Origin of the sequence: Actinoallomurus sp. CA-142502 (assembly GCF_050936355.1) — a bacterium.
GTDB lineage: Bacteria > Actinomycetota > Actinomycetes > Streptosporangiales > Streptosporangiaceae > Actinoallomurus > Actinoallomurus iriomotensis.
On sequence record NZ_JBNJMY010000001.1, the window covers coordinates 6,251,561 to 6,265,957 of the forward strand.

The 14,397-nt window shown below is 69.8% G+C and carries 17 protein-coding genes; 10 read left to right on the forward strand and 7 right to left on the reverse strand.

Annotated features, from left to right (window positions below):
* Nucleotides 1-22: 22 nt before the first annotated feature.
* Nucleotides 23-556 (reverse strand): CBS domain-containing protein, encoded by a 534-nt coding sequence (locus ACQEV1_RS29775; protein ID WP_433397740.1) that lies wholly within the window; start codon nucleotides 554-556, stop codon nucleotides 23-25.
* Between the two features lie 53 nt (nucleotides 557-609).
* Here ACQEV1_RS29775 and ACQEV1_RS29780 point away from each other — a divergent pair, with 53 nt between their 5' ends.
* From ACQEV1_RS29780 to ACQEV1_RS29790, 3 genes are read left to right on the forward strand one after another with little or no spacing between them, the layout of a single operon-like run.
* On the forward strand, nucleotides 610-942 hold the full coding sequence (locus ACQEV1_RS29780) for a hypothetical protein (protein ID WP_433406003.1): 333 nt from the start codon (nucleotides 610-612) through the stop codon (nucleotides 940-942).
* Nucleotides 939-1,841 (forward strand): universal stress protein, encoded by a 903-nt coding sequence (locus tag ACQEV1_RS29785; protein WP_433397742.1) that lies wholly within the window; start codon nucleotides 939-941, stop codon nucleotides 1,839-1,841. Before ACQEV1_RS29780 ends, ACQEV1_RS29785 begins: the two co-directional genes overlap by 4 nt.
* Before the next feature lie 42 nt (nucleotides 1,842-1,883).
* Nucleotides 1,884-2,504 carry a universal stress protein gene (locus ACQEV1_RS29790; RefSeq protein ID WP_433406005.1) on the forward strand — a complete coding sequence of 207 codons (621 nt, stop codon included), beginning with the start codon at nucleotides 1,884-1,886 and terminating at the stop codon, nucleotides 2,502-2,504.
* A 282-nt stretch (nucleotides 2,505-2,786) separates the two neighbouring features.
* Here the strand turns inward: ACQEV1_RS29790 and ACQEV1_RS29795 are convergent, their stop codons facing one another.
* Nucleotides 2,787-3,392 (reverse strand): TetR family transcriptional regulator, encoded by a 606-nt coding sequence (locus tag ACQEV1_RS29795; RefSeq protein WP_433397744.1) that lies wholly within the window; start codon nucleotides 3,390-3,392, stop codon nucleotides 2,787-2,789.
* A 147-nt stretch (nucleotides 3,393-3,539) separates the two neighbouring features.
* Between ACQEV1_RS29795 and ACQEV1_RS29800 the strand changes: the two genes are divergently transcribed.
* A complete protein-coding gene (locus ACQEV1_RS29800) occupies nucleotides 3,540-5,024 on the forward strand; it encodes an MFS transporter (RefSeq protein ID WP_433397746.1) in 1,485 nt (494 codons plus the stop codon).
* 112 nt (nucleotides 5,025-5,136) lie between these two features.
* On the opposite strand, the gene ACQEV1_RS29805 is transcribed toward ACQEV1_RS29800, so the two are convergent.
* The gene (locus ACQEV1_RS29805; RefSeq protein WP_433397748.1) at nucleotides 5,137-5,619 is read right to left on the reverse strand and encodes a MarR family winged helix-turn-helix transcriptional regulator; all 483 of its coding nucleotides are present in this window, start codon (nucleotides 5,617-5,619) and stop codon (nucleotides 5,137-5,139) included.
* 68 nt (nucleotides 5,620-5,687) lie between these two features.
* On the opposite strand from ACQEV1_RS29805, the gene ACQEV1_RS29810 reads away from it, so the two are divergent.
* The 4 genes from ACQEV1_RS29810 (at nucleotide 5,688) to ACQEV1_RS29825 (ending at nucleotide 8,980) form a co-directional block, all read left to right on the forward strand.
* Nucleotides 5,688-6,506, forward strand: coding sequence for an SDR family NAD(P)-dependent oxidoreductase (locus ACQEV1_RS29810; RefSeq protein ID WP_433397750.1), 819 nt, complete (start codon nucleotides 5,688-5,690; stop codon nucleotides 6,504-6,506).
* Nucleotides 6,507-6,575: 69 nt separating this feature from the next.
* Nucleotides 6,576-7,442, forward strand: a complete 867-nt coding sequence (locus tag ACQEV1_RS29815) for an SDR family oxidoreductase (RefSeq protein ID WP_433397752.1) — start codon at nucleotides 6,576-6,578, stop codon at nucleotides 7,440-7,442.
* Between the two features lie 16 nt (nucleotides 7,443-7,458).
* Nucleotides 7,459-7,635: a hypothetical protein gene (locus tag ACQEV1_RS29820; protein WP_433397754.1), complete on the forward strand. Its 177-nt coding sequence runs from the start codon at nucleotides 7,459-7,461 to the stop codon at nucleotides 7,633-7,635.
* Nucleotides 7,636-7,963: 328 nt separating this feature from the next.
* Complete coding sequence (locus ACQEV1_RS29825; RefSeq protein ID WP_433397756.1) at nucleotides 7,964-8,980, forward strand: alpha/beta fold hydrolase; 1,017 nt, start codon at nucleotides 7,964-7,966, stop codon at nucleotides 8,978-8,980.
* Nucleotides 8,981-9,069: 89 nt separating this feature from the next.
* Here ACQEV1_RS29825 and ACQEV1_RS29830 read toward each other — a convergent pair whose 3' ends face one another.
* Together ACQEV1_RS29830 and ACQEV1_RS29835 are read right to left on the reverse strand one after the other, a co-directional pair.
* Nucleotides 9,070-9,777: an amidohydrolase family protein gene (locus ACQEV1_RS29830; protein WP_433397758.1), complete on the reverse strand. Its 708-nt coding sequence runs from the start codon at nucleotides 9,775-9,777 to the stop codon at nucleotides 9,070-9,072.
* Between the two features lie 300 nt (nucleotides 9,778-10,077).
* Nucleotides 10,078-11,610, reverse strand: coding sequence for an MFS transporter (locus tag ACQEV1_RS29835; RefSeq protein ID WP_433397760.1), 1,533 nt, complete (start codon nucleotides 11,608-11,610; stop codon nucleotides 10,078-10,080).
* Nucleotides 11,611-11,711: 101 nt separating this feature from the next.
* Here ACQEV1_RS29835 and ACQEV1_RS29840 point away from each other — a divergent pair, with 101 nt between their 5' ends.
* A complete protein-coding gene (locus ACQEV1_RS29840; protein WP_433397762.1) occupies nucleotides 11,712-12,350 on the forward strand; it encodes a TetR/AcrR family transcriptional regulator in 639 nt (212 codons plus the stop codon).
* 293 nt (nucleotides 12,351-12,643) lie between these two features.
* On the opposite strand, the gene ACQEV1_RS29845 is transcribed toward ACQEV1_RS29840, so the two are convergent.
* Nucleotides 12,644-13,396 carry an alpha/beta fold hydrolase gene (locus tag ACQEV1_RS29845; RefSeq protein ID WP_285622220.1) on the reverse strand — a complete coding sequence of 251 codons (753 nt, stop codon included), beginning with the start codon at nucleotides 13,394-13,396 and terminating at the stop codon, nucleotides 12,644-12,646.
* Between the two features lie 5 nt (nucleotides 13,397-13,401).
* Entirely contained in the window at nucleotides 13,402-13,692 is a 291-nt protein-coding gene (locus ACQEV1_RS29850; protein ID WP_433406007.1) for a DUF1330 domain-containing protein, read from the reverse strand.
* 29 nt (nucleotides 13,693-13,721) lie between these two features.
* Here ACQEV1_RS29850 and ACQEV1_RS29855 point away from each other — a divergent pair, with 29 nt between their 5' ends.
* Nucleotides 13,722-14,243, forward strand: a complete 522-nt coding sequence (locus ACQEV1_RS29855) for a TetR/AcrR family transcriptional regulator (RefSeq protein ID WP_433397764.1) — start codon at nucleotides 13,722-13,724, stop codon at nucleotides 14,241-14,243.
* Nucleotides 14,244-14,397: the final 154 nt, after the last annotated feature.

A 14,397-nucleotide genomic window follows, 5' to 3' on the forward strand; every position in this document is an offset into this window, starting at 1 on the left:
ACGGCGCCGCCTTCCGACCGCGTCAACCGCTGGCGCAGACCTCCTCGACGAAATGACCGACGGCCTGCTCGGAAAGATGACGGAACAGATCGGCCTCGCTGATCATGCCGACGAGCCGGTGGTTGTCGATCATCGGCAGCCGCCTGATCCGATGATCTTCCATCAGGTGCAGCACCTGACCGGCGTCCTCGTCCGCACCGATGAAGACCGGGGTGCCCTGCGCGAGCGCGCCCGCGGTCATCGTCGTCGGGTCCCCGCCCGCCGCGACACACTTGATCACGATGTCACGGTCGGTGATCATTCCGTGGAGGCGGTCATCATCCCCGCAGACCGGCATCGCGCCGATATCGAGGTCGCGCATCCGCTGTGCGGCGTGTGCAAGCTGCCATCTCCGGTACTTCCGCCCTTGGTCACCGGCCACCGGGACCTTCGCCGAAGACGAGGTTGAACTCGGGCGGCGCATTCGGCAGGGGACGCAGGCGGCCGAGCGGATACGCCAGGCCGCCGCAACCGGACATCGCCTGTCCGTAGGCCGGCGGACCGCGAGCTCACCCACCGGCGGGCGAGTTCGACGCGCGCCGCTGGTACCGCGTGCTGGCCGAGCACAGGGTGACGGGCTGGTACACCGCGCCCACCGCGATCCGGATGCCGGTGAGGCACGGCGCGGAGGTCGCCGACGACTACGACCTGTCGGCGCTGCGTTTCGTCGCGAGTGTCGGTGAGCCGCTCAACCCCGAGGCGGTCGTCCGAGGGCAGGAGGCGCTGGGCCTGCCCGTCCACGACAACTGGTGGCAGAGAACTTTCTTGGAACCACGGGCAAGGCTCAAGCCGACGACGTCGGGGTCCTGGACGAGACGGGACCTTCGGCACTGTCCGCCCGGTTTCCCGGGCGAAACAGTGGGCGCGTGGTTCCCGGATATGGCGAGAAGGAGCTCCTCATGACCGAGAATGGCACCCGGAGAACGGTCGTCGCGGGTGTGGACGGTTCGGCTCCGGGCCTGCAGGCGGCACGCTGGGCGGCCGACGAGGCCGTACGCCGGCAGGTACCGCTGCGGCTGGTCCAGGTCGTCGACGTCTCATCGGTCGCCGCCCAGTTCCCGGCGCCCCGTGACTTCTTCACGGCGATGGAGGGAGAAGGTCGGCGGCAGCTGGCCGAGACCGCGGCCACGATCCGCCAAGATCACCCCGAACTGGACGTCGACACCATTCTGCGGGTCGATGACCTCGTACGGGCGCTGATCGGCATCTCCCACGACGCCGACCTGATGGTCCTGGGCGCCAGGGGGGCGGGTGGTTTCCGTGGTCTCCTCACCGGCTCCGCTGCCGTCGCCCTGGTCGCCCACGGTCACTGCCCCGTAGCAGTGATCCGCGGCACCGGCGCTGAAGGAACACCACCGTCGCACGGACCGGTCGTGGTCGGCGTGGACGGCTCCCCGACCAGCGAGGCGGCGCTCGCGACGGCCTTTGAGGAGGCGGCGGCGCGCCGCACCGATCTGGTGGTGCTGCACGCGTGGGCCGAGTACCCCTCCGACATCGCGTACGCCTCCGCTCGCCAGTACTTCATCGACTGGGAGGACATCGAGGCGAGGGAGCAGGAGGTGCTCGCGGAGCGGCTGGCCGGATGGCAGGAGAAGTACCCCGACGTCACCGTACGGCGCGTTGTCACCGGAGGACGGGCGGCGAAGCGACTGCTCGAACTGGCCGCCGACGCGCAACTGCTGGTGGCGGGAAGCCGGGGCCGCGGTGGGTTCACCGGGATGCTGCTGGGCTCGACCAGCCAGGCGCTGATCCACCACGCGCCGTGCCCCCTGCTCATCGTCCGGCCGGCCAGCACCGGCTGAACACCCGAGGCCAGGTGCCGTGAGCAACCCGTTGTGGTCGATGTGGACGGATCCGCGACGGCGCTGTACGCCGCGGACTGGGCCGCCGCCGAGGCCGCGGGAAGACGGCAGCCGTCGCGGATCGTGCACGTCGCGGTCCGCTGGGAGTACGACGTCGAAGCTCCGGCAGAGCCCGGAACGGAGGCGGCACGGCCGGAGGCCGCAGGGCTGCAGGTCCTACGTGTCGCGGAAGAACGGGCCCGCACCCTCGCATCCCCGCAGGTCGATCGCCGGCTCGCGATCGGCCCCATCCCGCTCACACTGCTCCAGGAAGCCGAAGACGCCGCCCTGTTGGTGCTGGGTCCACGCGGGACCGGAGGCTTCACCCGGCTGTTGCTCGGCTCGGTAAGCCTCCAGGTGGCCGAACACGCCCCGTGCCCGGTCGTCATCGTCCCGCACGACACCGACACCGACACCCGGCCACGACGAGCCGAGATCGTTGTCGGTGTCGACGGCTCCGCAGGCCCCGTCGATGCCGTGGGCCTCGCGTCGGAGGAGACGTCCTTGCGTGCACGGTTTTCGGCTCTGTCGCCCTTTCGGTGGGGACACGGGACGGGACGGGGACCTCCTGCCTACGGGCCCGCACCCGGATCAGCTCGCCTTCGTCCGTCACATCATCGATGACCAGGCCGGACAGGCCCGAAAACACCACACCGACCAGCTGGTTGACCTCAAGCACGCCTCAGCTGACAGGGCGATCCCCGCTACCACCGAAAGAGCGACAGAACCGTTAACTGGACGGACCCGCCCCCGGCGGGCCCCGTCTGCTCCACCGGCAGGCGCCGGGAGCCCGGCACGGCGGTGTTCTACGCGCTGATGGTGGCGAGTAGTCGCAGGTGACGGGCGAGCGGGTCCGGAGCCATACCGCTCCGGTTCTTCCCAGCGACCACATTGCGGAACCGGGGCCTATCCGGTGCGGTGCAGGGGTCCGGTGAGGTAGTGCTGCAGGACCGGCCCCAGTGTGTTGATCAGGGTCTCGGCGTCGCAGTCGGCCAGCGCCTGAACTCCGATGACGTGCCGGGACATGATCAGGCCGACCACCTGGGATCCCGCCATCGCGGCGCGCAGCCGGGCTTCGGGGACGTCCAGACCTCGCGCCAACGGTTCCAGTACCGCTTCGGTGATGCGCTCGCGGATCAGCCGGGCGGCCGCCTCCTCCGAGGTCGCCGCACGGATCAGGCCGGTGATCTTCAATCGGCCGTCCGTAGACTCCATGACCCCCACGACATGGCGGGCCAGCCGGTGGCCGATGGTCTCCCGCGGGCCGTTCAGCAGGTCGGCCAGGACGGTCTCGGGATCGAGCGGCATCGGCGCCGCCGCGACGAACAACTGCTGCTTGGTGCCGAAGAAGTGGGAGACGAGAGCGGCGTCCACACCGGCGTCGGCGGCGACGTTCCGCAGCGTGGTGCGGTCGTAGCCGAGCTCGGCGAACTTGCGGCGCGCCGCGTCCAGGATCGTCTCGCGGGTGACGCTCTCCCCAGGACGGCGCCCCAGCGGCGTACGAGCGCTCATGACAAAAACCTCCCAGCACGGTTGACACTAAAATTCATCAAGTACAGAATTTAAAGTCGTCGCTTGATGAATTAATCCTACGGCAGCGCCGAACGACGTCAACCAGCACGTCAGCGTGCTCTGCCGACCTCGCCAGGAGCCTCTCTCATGACCGATATACCATCGCAATCCCCGCCCGCCCAGGCCCCGGACCCCCGCCGCTGGTGGGTGCTGGCCGTCGTCGGCACCGCCCAGCTGATGGTCGTGCTCGACGCCACGATCGTGAACATCGCCCTGCCGTCGGCCCAAAGAGACCTCGGCTTCTCCGACGCCGACCGCCAATGGGTCGTCACCGCCTACTCCCTGGCCTTCGGCAGCCTGCTCCTGCTCGGCGGACGCCTGGCCGACCTGTTCGGCCCCAAGCGCTTCTTCCTCGCCGGCGCCGTCGGCTTCGCGGCCTCCTCGGCCCTGGCCGGCGCCGCGGGGAGTTTCGAGCTGCTTGTCGCGGGCCGCGCCCTTCAGGGCCTGTTCGGAGCGGTCCTCGCCCCCACCGCCCTGACGCTGCTGAACATCACCTTCATCACCGCCAAGGACCGAGCGAGGGCCTTCGGCGTGTTCGGCGCCATCGTCGGTGCCGGCGGAGCGATCGGCCTCCTCCTCGGCGGACTGCTGACCGAGCACCTGAGCTGGCGCTGGACCCTGTACGTCAACCTGATCTTCGCCGCACTCGCGCTGATCGGCGGACTGCTCGCGCTGCGCCAGACCCGCCGCGACACCCGGCCCCGGCTCGACCTGCCGGGCACGCTCGTGGTGTCTGCCGGACTGTTCTGCCTTGTCTATGGGCTGTCCAATGCCGACACCCATGACTGGGGCTCGCCGCTCACCTGGGGCTTCTTGATCGCGGGAGTCGTCCTGATCGCCGTGTTCGGTTTCTGGCAGACCCGCGCCGCCCACCCGCTGCTGCCGCTGCGCATCCTGCGCGACCGGAACAGGGCCGCCTCCTACCTCTCGATCCTCATCGCCGCGGTCGGGACGTTCGGCATCTTCCTGTTCCTCACCTACTACATGCAAACGACCCTGGGCTACAGCCCGGTCAGGACCGGATGCGCGTTCCTGCCGATGATCGCCGTGCTTGTCGTCTCGGCGCAGATGTCCACCAACCTCACCGTCCCCAAGCTCGGGGCGCGCGTCGCCGTCCCGGCCGGGATGCTGCTCGGGGCGGGCGGTCTGGTCTGGCTCACCGCCCTCGACCTGCACTCCGGGTACGCCGCCCACGTCCTGCCGCCGCTGCTGGTCATCGGCTTCGGCATGGGCCACGTCATGCCGCCCGCGATCGGCGGCGCCACCGCCGGAGTCGCCGCCTCCGACGCCGGCGCCGCCTCCGCCACCGTCAACACCATGCAGCAGGTCGGCGGCGCCATCGGCACCGCCCTGCTCAACACCCTGGCCACCAGCGCCGCCACCGACTACCTCAAGAGCCACCCCCCGAACCCCGCGGTCGTCGCCGAAGCCCGCCTGCACAGCTTCATCACCGCGTTCTGGTGGTCGGCCGGGATCTTCACCCTCGGCGCCCTCGCCACCGGCCTCCTGTTCCGCAACCGCACCGGCACTACGTCCCAGCCCGACCGGACCAAGACCCCCGCTCACCTCTGACCAGCCCGAAAAAGCCGAAGCCGAGAGGGCGAAGGGACGGAGCGATGATCGTTCAACTCAACGTCTACCGCCGAGTGTGCGAGCCCAGCCCACCAGGGCGGCGCGGGTTGACTCAGCCCACTTTCGGGGGATCCCAGTTCGGCAGGTCGTCCATGACCTGGCCCAGCAACTCACGCAACTGGCGGTATCCCTGGACACCCAAGGATTCGCGGATGTGTCGCTCAAGGTCGCTGATGATGCACTCGGCCTTCGTGAGTTCGTCCCGGCCCGCGTCGGTCAGGTGCAGTTCCTGGACATTGCGGTGACGTGGATGCGTCCGGCGCTCGATCAGCCCTCGGTCGGTCAGCTTGCCGACCAGCAGTGCCACCGCTTGCGGTGTGATGCCCACAAGGCGGGCCAGTTCCGCACCCGTCAGACCTGGGCTGGTCTGCAGACTGATCAGCACCGCGTAGTGGGAGCCCGGCACGCCGATCTCGCGCAGCGGGCGCTCCTTGGCCGTTTGCAGGTTCAGGTCGGCACGGCGCAGCGCCCAGGCGACACGGGCAAAGACGTCTTCACCGGAGGGTGGCGCGCCGGGCGCGGGGCTACCGCTCATGGTGGCCAGCTTACCGTTGCCGGTTATCAAGTACTTTATGTGCATCATGACCTTGATACGTTGGGTGTATGTCTACTCGTCCCGTTGCCCTGATCACCGGCGCCAGCAGTGGTATCGGCGCCGCGCTCGCCCACACTCTCGCTGACCGCGGTTATGACCTGGTCCTGCTCGCCCGGCGGCGCGACCGCTTGGAGCGGGTCGCGGCGGGCGCCGAGGGCCACGGCGCGACGGCGGAGACGTTCACCGCCGACCTCGCCACTCCGGAGGGCCTGGCCGCGGCCGCCGAGCGTGCGGCGAACGGGGACGTGCGATTGCTCGTCTCCAACGCGGGCAACGCCGGATACGCGCCGCTGAAGGACGTGGCCGCCGCCGATCTCGACGGGTTGTGGCGGCTCAACGCGACCGCACCGGTCACCCTGACCCACGCCGTCCTCCCCTCACTCCTGGCCAAGGGCGAGGGCGGTATCGTCACGGTCGCCTCGCTGCTGGCCTTCAGCGCGGGGATGCGGTCCTTCCGTTCGGCCAACGCCACGACCTCCCTCACGATGCCTCCGCGCACCCTGTACGCCGCGGCGAAGTCCGCCACCGTGGCCTTCACCCGCACACTGGCGAACGAACTGGCCGGTACCGGCGTCAGCGCCACCGTCGTCTGCCCCGGCCGTGTCGCCACGGAGTGGTCCGGCGGCGCGAACGAGAGCGGCCCAGATGTCATGTCCGCCGAGGACGTCGCCATCGCGACCGCGGTCGCCGTCGAACGCGGGGGCACCGTCTGCGTGCCCGGCCTTCCCGACTCCGAGGCGCTCGACCGACTCCTCGAGGTCGAAACCGCCCTGGTAAGCGGAGGGAACCGTGCCCTGCTCGCCGACCGGTACGAACCCACCTCCTGATCCCCCGAACACCGGCCCAACGGCCGACGATCATGCGCACTTCCACGAAGACGGCAGAAAGGCAGGCCATTGATCGCGATCACCGCCGCCGCGGGCACCACCGAACGGCACGTGCTGCGCGCACTGCGCTCAGCGGACTTCCCCGTACGTGCCCTGGTCCATTCCGCCGCGCGCGCCGAGACCGTCCGCGCCGAGGGCGCCCGGGAGGCCGTCGTCGCCGACATGACGCACCCGGGCGAGCTGCCCGCCGCGTTCGACGGCTGCAGTGCGGTCGTCCACGTCGGCCCGCCGATGCATCCTCGTGAGATCACCATGGGCCAGAACGTCATCGACGCCGCCGAACGCGCCGGCGTCGAGCACGTGGTACTGATGTCGGTGACCCATCCGCAGCTGGAGCCGCTGCTCAACCACCAGTCCAAGCTCGCCGTCGAGCGTCATCTGCTCGCCTCGCGTCTGCCGTTCACGATCCTGCAGCCCATGCACTACATGCAGAACGTGAACGTTCCCGAATGCCTTGCCTGCGGCCGCTTCACCCAGCCCTACTCGCTGGAGAGGCCGCTGTCATTCGTCGACCTCGCCGACGTCGGCGCCGTCGCCGCCACCGTCCTGTCCGCCCCGCGGGAGCACACGTGGGCGACCTACGAACTGTGCGGCACCGACACCCTCACCGGTCACGACATCGCCGAGGTCCTCACCAGGGTCAGCGGCACGCCCGTCCGCGCCGAACAGGTGCCCGTCGAGGCCATGCTCCCCGAGGGCGCGCCCGACTACACGATCGACGGCTTCACCCGGCTCGCCGACCAGTACGACCGCTACGGCATCCTCGGCAACCCCAACGTGCTGCGCTGGCTGCTCAGCCGCGAACCCACCACCTTCGCCGAGTACGTCCGCCGCGAACTCGGCCGAAAACCCCCTGCAATCCAATTCGTCTCTTGATCGGAGGAACGCGGTCATGGGCAAATTCTCGCTGGACGACTACCGCAAGCAATGGCCGCGCGTGGGCGGAGTCCTGGCCATGACCGTCGGCGGCGCTGCCGCGCTGACCGACGGCAAGATGAAGAAGTCGCGGCTGATCTCGCTGCTACCGTGCTGTTCCCGAAAGCCAAGTGGCTCGGCATCGCCCCGCTGATGTTCGGCATGACCCAGGCGGTCACCCACGGGATCGTCTTCCCCCTCAAGGCAGGTGACCGCTACAGCCGGGCTTCCCGGCCTCCGTCCTCCTGCACACCCCGCTCGGCGTCGCCTACTTCCGCATCCCTCAAGCAGGACGGCGGTCTAGGAGTTCCATTCGTCGGTAGCCGGACGCGGGGAGATACTGCGGGAAGCGCGCGTTTCCGGAATGCCCTCAGCCCTACTACGCGACCTTCTGGCGCGATCCGTCGGCATTACGTCGGTGGCCGTCTGCCATTACGACCGAGACTGAAAGTCGCAGTCCCTGGAACGGATGATGAGACACGATGAGCGATCCGGTCCTACCCCCTGACCCGGCCGACGAAGCGGCCAAGGAAGCGGCCGGGCCGGCGCGGCCGTGGCGGGCGAGGATGAAGCGGTGGGGACGGCGGCTGGCGCAGACGCTGGCGATCGCGTTCATCCTGGTCACGCTGGTCTCATTCGGGTTCAACGCGGTCACGCAGGGCCGGGCCGCGCCACCGCCGGGACAGTTGTACGTCCAGGCCGGGGACGTGCGGACCCGCTACCGCGTGTGGGGGACGAGCGGTCCCCCGATCGTCCTGGTGCACGGCGCGTTCGAGAACGCCGACATGTGGCAGCCACTCGCCGAGGTGCTGGCCAGGACGCACACGGTGTACGCGCTGGACGTGACCGGCAACGGCTACAGCCAGCGGCGTTCGCCGTACAACGCGGTTCATATGGGCGCCCAGCTCGTCGCCTTCATCAACGCGCTGCGTCTGACCAGGCCGGTCGTCGCCGGGCATTCGAGCGGCGCGGCGATCGTCGCCGAGGCGGCGCTACGCGATCCGCAGGGCATCGGCGGGGTGGCCTTCCTGGACGGGGACGCGCTGCTGACCGGGGCGGGCCAGCACAACCCGCTCCCCTACCTGTTCATCGATCCTTACCGGACGACCGCGCTGCGGCTGGCCCTGCGTTCGGACTGGCTGGTCCGTACCGCCTATGCCGCCATCTGCGGGCCGCGCTGCAAGCGGCTCGACCATGACGGCGTGGACCAGTGGCGACGGCCGTTCATGGTCGAAGGCGCGGAGAAAGCGCTGTGGCAGATGCTGCGCAACGGCGTCGTCGGCCTGCCCACGGCCCGGGTGGCGGCTCTACACAGCTTGGCCATGCCCAAGATGGTGATCTTCGGCGCGGACGACCCGATCTTCAGCAAACAGTCACCGTACGAGACCGCGGCACGGATCGGCGCCCCGGCCCCGACGCTCATCCCGAACGCCCGGCACCTCGCGGTGATCTCCGATCCGGTCCCGGTGGCCGCCGCGCTGAATTCGCTGGCGCCCTGAGCCGAGCTCGCTGACCGGCCACCCCACCACCACGCGCGCCACCGATCCCAGCGACCCCCGTGGCCGGAATTGCGTCGCGTCGCCCCCTGTCAGCGGAGGCGGAGCAGTTCGTCGACGGTGCCGTGCGCGATCTTCTCCCGCACCTCGGGCGCCAGGTCGAGGCGGTCGAACCAGTCAGCGGCACGCCGGTTGTCGGCGAATGGGTAGTCCACCGAGAAGATCAGCCGTTCGTCGCCGAACGCCTCTCGGGTCAGCCGGAACGGGCCGTCATAGAAGTAACCGCTGGTGGTGACCCAGAAATGCTCACGGAAGTAATCGCTGACCGGCTTGGTCAGCTGCCCGGCCAACGGGGTGAGCGTGTCGTCGATGCGGGGAAGGTGGAAGGGGACGCCCTCACCGAGATGACCGAGGATCACCTTCAGCTCAGGCAGCCGGTCGAACACCCCGCCGATGATCAAGCGCAACGCGTGCAGCGACGTCTCGTAGTGCCAGCCGTAGCCGCCGGTGGCCAGGACCTGATTGATCGGGTCCGCGAAGCCGGTGTAATACACGTCCGCGACCGGTTTCGGCGGCGGAGCGGGGTGCAGGTAGATCGGGACGTTCAACCGTGCCGCGGTTTCCAGGATCGGACTGAAGAACGGATCGTCGAGGAACCGGCCGCCGATGGTGCCGCTGATCATCGTGCCCACGAACCCCAGATCACCGACGGCCCGCTCCAGTTCGGCCGCGGCCGCGTCCGGGACGGTGACCGGCAGCGTGGCGAAGGCGGCGAATCGGTCCGGATACGCGGTGACCATGCCCTGCAGTTCCCGTTGGCCTTCGCGGCCAGTGGCACCGCGGTCTCGGCGGGCAGCATCTGGGGCGTGGGCAGGACGACGGACAGCACTTGCATGTCGATGCCGGCGGCATCCATGTCGGCCAGTCGCTCGCCGACGGTGGCGTTCAGACGGGCCCGCAGCATCGGCGGCAGCCCGGACAGATCCATATAGCGGCTCATCTCCGGGATGATGTGGTGCTCCTCGATGGCCACGACGCGCATTACGGTGAACCTCCTCGATCCGCTGTGGATGTTCTGGACATGATCGCTGCGCTCTGTTTCACTCGGTCCGGTCTCTCTTTCGGGTCGGACCGGGAGCGCCCAGTGTCGCGACCGCGCCTGCGGCCGTGACGGCGGCCAGCGCCAGCGTCGCCTGCTGGATGCCGTGGATGAAGGCGGTACGGGCGAGGTCGGCGAGTGGGCGGGCGCTCGGTCCGGCGTGGTCGGTGACGGCGAGTGCCGCGGCGAGCGAGTCCGACACGGGTCTGCGGACCGGTTCCGGCAGTCCTGGCAGGGCGGGTTCGATCCTCGTGCGGTACCCGGCGGCCAGCACGCTGCCCGCGATGGCGATGCCGACCGCCGCACCGATCTCGCGGGTCGCGTCGTTGACCGCGGAGGCGACGCCGTGCTTGGCCGCCGGGGTGCTGGTGATGATGGCCGAGGTGGCCGGGGCCGTGCACAATCCGAGCCCGGCGCCGACGATCAGCACCGGCCACAGCACTCCGATGTAGCTGGTGTGCACGTCCAGCCGGGACATCAGGAACAGGCCGACGGCCAAGGTCGCCAGGCCGCTCGCGGTCATGACGCGCAGTCCGAGCCGTGCGGTCAATCTCGACGCCAGCACGCACAGCACGAGCAACGGGACGCTCATGGGTGCGACGGCGACCGCGGCCCGCACCGGTGCGTACCCCAGGATCAGCTGCAGGTACTGCGGCACCAGGAGGAACAGTCCGAAGCTGGCCAGGTATTGCAGCGTGAGTGAGGCGACGCCGGTGGCGAAGGCGCGATCGCCGAACAGCCGCACCGGCAGGAGCGGATGGTCGCTGCGCAACTCTGCTACGACGAACACCGCGGCCGCGAGCAGGCCGCCGCCGAGCAGCCCGAGCGTGATCGGCGACAGCCACCCGCGCTCGGGCGCCTCGATCAGGCCGCCGACGAGCAGCCCGACGGCCAGTGCGGAGACGAGTGCGCCCCTGATGTCCATCCGTGGCCGCTCGTGCTCGTGCGATTCGGGGACGGTGAGCGCCGCCGCGGCCAGTGCCACTCCCGCGACGGTCAGCCCGATGAAGATCGATTTCCACGACGATCCTTGCAGGGCCAGGCCCGAACCCAGCAGGCCGACCAAGGCGCCCGCGCTGACCACGCCGGCCCAGATCCCGACCGCGCGACCCCACTGCGCCGCCGGGAACCCCGCGGTCAGGATGGACAGTGTCGAGGGCATCACCAACGCCGCTCCGACCCCGGAGATCGCCCGTGCGGAGATGAGCCAGACCGGATCGTGGATCAGCAGCGGAATCGCCGATCCGACGGTGAACACCAGCAGGCCGACGAACAGAGTGGCCCGCCGCCCGTACCGGTCGCCGAGCGCACCGCCGGACAGCACCAGACAGGCCAGCGCCAGCGTGTATCCGTCGATCACCCAGGTCAGCTGTCCCTGGGTCGCACCCGTGGCCACGGCCATGTCCGGGAGCGCGGTGTACAGCGCTGCCATCGAGGCGACCACCAGCGCGACCGCCAGGCACGAGACGATCAGCGTCCAGCGCTGCCGGGCGGTGAGCGCCGAGTCTGGCGGACTTTCGACGGTATAGGTCATCGCGTCCACTTTCGATACCGACGGTAGCGGTGCGATACCGATGGTAGCGTAGTTCGCGTCGCGCCGGCCGTCCCAGCCCCGGGATCGGGCAAGATGGCAGCATGAGCGACCCCCAACGCGCCGACGAGGCATCGGACGAACTCGATCCCCGGCGGGTGCGTTCACGGGATCGGCTGCTGGACGCCGCCACCGAACTCCTGGCGGCCGGCGGTATCGACGCCGTGACCGTCGAGGCGGTGACCCGGCGGTCGAAAGTGGCACGCACGACCCTCTACCGCAATTTCGGCAACAGCACCGAACTGCTCGCGGCCGCGTTCGAGCGGCTGATTCCGCAGATCGAGCCGGTGCCGGATACAGGATCGCTGCGCGAGCAGCTGATCGAACTACTGGTCCGAAAGTCGGTCGCCATCGAGCAGGCACCGTTGCAATGGATGCTGTTCGCCTGGTTGGGCATGAGCCCCGCCACGCCGACACACGCCGCCCCCGAGACCGACTCCCCCGCCGTGCATTCGCTACGGACGCGGGTCATCAAGCACTACCGCGAACCGTTCGACAAGGTCCTCGAAAGCGCCGAGGCCCGTGCCGAACTCGGCGAACTCGGCGAACTCGACCCGACCTTCGTCGTCGCACAGCTACTCGGCCCGATCGTCTTCCTGCGACTGACCGGCCTGCGTCCGGCCACACCCGCCGATTGCGAACGGATCGTGGACGACTTCCTGACCGCCCACAGCCCACGATGAACCGGCTCGGCCGCAGTTGGCGGTCTTGGCGAGGCCGTGGTCGTGCGGCTGCCGCAGTTCCGCGCGAATGATCGGTCCTGAGGTTCCATGCGCGGCGAGTGTCGTCGGCATCATGCACGACTTCACCGGCCTCGCCGAGACCTACTGCGCCGACACCCCGGCGCCGGACGTGGTGTGCCGTCTGGTCCGCGGCAGAAGAGGATGTTCGACGTCTCTGCACGCCCGCCGTTGCGAGGGCGATTGATACCGGTGGCGAGTAGCCCAACCTGATCAGGAATCCCGCCCCGGCGATCTCAGCGGAGCGTCGCCCAGAACGCACGCAGGACCGCGGCGCCGCGGGAGGGGTCTTCGGTCATCCACCAGTGGCCGAGTCCATGGAGGGTCTCTACTCGCGCCCCTGCCCGGCGGGCGGCGCGACGTCGTTGTTCCTCGGTCCCGACGGTGTGGTCGGCGGTGGCGAGGAGCGCGAGTCCCGGCCGCGCTGCCGCACGCTCCAGCTCCCAGCCGAGGCCGGGAATGCCCGATTTGACGGCAGACCGGTAGATCGCGAGCACGGCCCGGCCCATCGCCTCGTCCTGCCCGGCGGCGACGCGGGCGGCGACCTGCCGGCACATGCCCCGTTCGACGAGCGTCGCGGTCCGTTCCTCGACGGTCCCGCCGAACCGTGCGGCGACGTCGGCCTCGCCGATGCCCGATGTCTGCCATCGGCGGGCGAGCTCGTGCCACTCGTAGTCGGGGTCGTAGATCCCGAGGACGTCGCTGACCCAGCTGCGGACGAGGTCCGGACGGCTCAGCACGACGTTCACCACATGGCCGCCGCCCAAGTCGTGGCCCACCAGGTCGACCGGTTCCCCGAATGCCGTCAGCTCACCAGCGAGCCAGTCCCGGTACTCGCGATGGGTGGCGCCGAAACCGGCGGGCAGCGGCGCCCCGAAGCCGGGCGGCGACAGACAGACCAGATCGGATCGGGACTGCTCCAGTTCGGCCAGCAGCGGGTCCCAGACCGCCGCCGTCTCCGGGTTCCCGTGGACGAAGATCGCGGGCATCGGGCTCAGACCGCGATCGGCGTGGTTGCCTGCAGGACCGACTCCACGAGCGCCTCGCTGCGCAGGTGGGAGACCGCGCGGTACTCGGGGTCCCGGATCATGTCGGCGAACGCCTGCCGGTTGGGGTAGCGCACCAGCACCACCATGTCCCAGGCCTGCCCGTCCTCGGCGACCAGCGCGCGCCCGCCGTCACCCAGGTACTCAACGGCCACGCCGTAGCGGGCGTTGACCGAGCCGCCGAGCGCCTCCGCGTAGCGCTGGTAGCTCTCGCGGCCGCCGTCTGGCCGGAACCGCAGCCGCCGCCGAACTGGTCGTCGAACACGGCGTGCGCGCGCTGACGCTGGCCCGGGTCGGCGAACGGGCCGGCTACAGCCGCGGCATCGTCACGCACCACTTCGGCTCCAAGCAGGCGCTACTCGAACGCCTCTCCCGCGCCACGCAGGCCGGATTCGTGCCGGGCCTGGAAGGCCTGCCGGCCGGGCTGGACCGTCTCCTGCGGCTGATCGACGGCTACGTCGGCGCGCTCGGGCAGGTCGGCGTGTTCAACCGGGCCTTCCTGCTGCTGTGGGCCGAGGCCGCCACGGCGTCGGAGCTGGCACCGACCTTCCGCGAGCGGGACGACGCCTTCCGCGCCGACCTGCGCGACGACGTCCATGCCGGCATTGCGGACGGCACGATCCGCCCCGACCTCATCCCGGCCGAGGTCGCGGTCGCGGTCGTCGGGCAGCTCCGCGGGATCGGGCTACAGCGCCTGCTCGACCCGCAGGCCGTCGACACCGAAGGGCTCCGTCATGCCGTCACCGAACACTGGCGCCGGGCGCTGAGCACTCCGACCAGAATGGTTTGATCTTGGGGTCGTTCGGTCCGGCCATGAGGAACGGGGCGGACCGAACCTTTGCCTGCCGGTCCCGGCCCGCCGCGCTGATTACCCTGACCTAAGGCCGCGGGGGCAGGCTCCGCCCGAACACGCTTTCATCGGCATGAGCGGGTGTTCGTTCCGC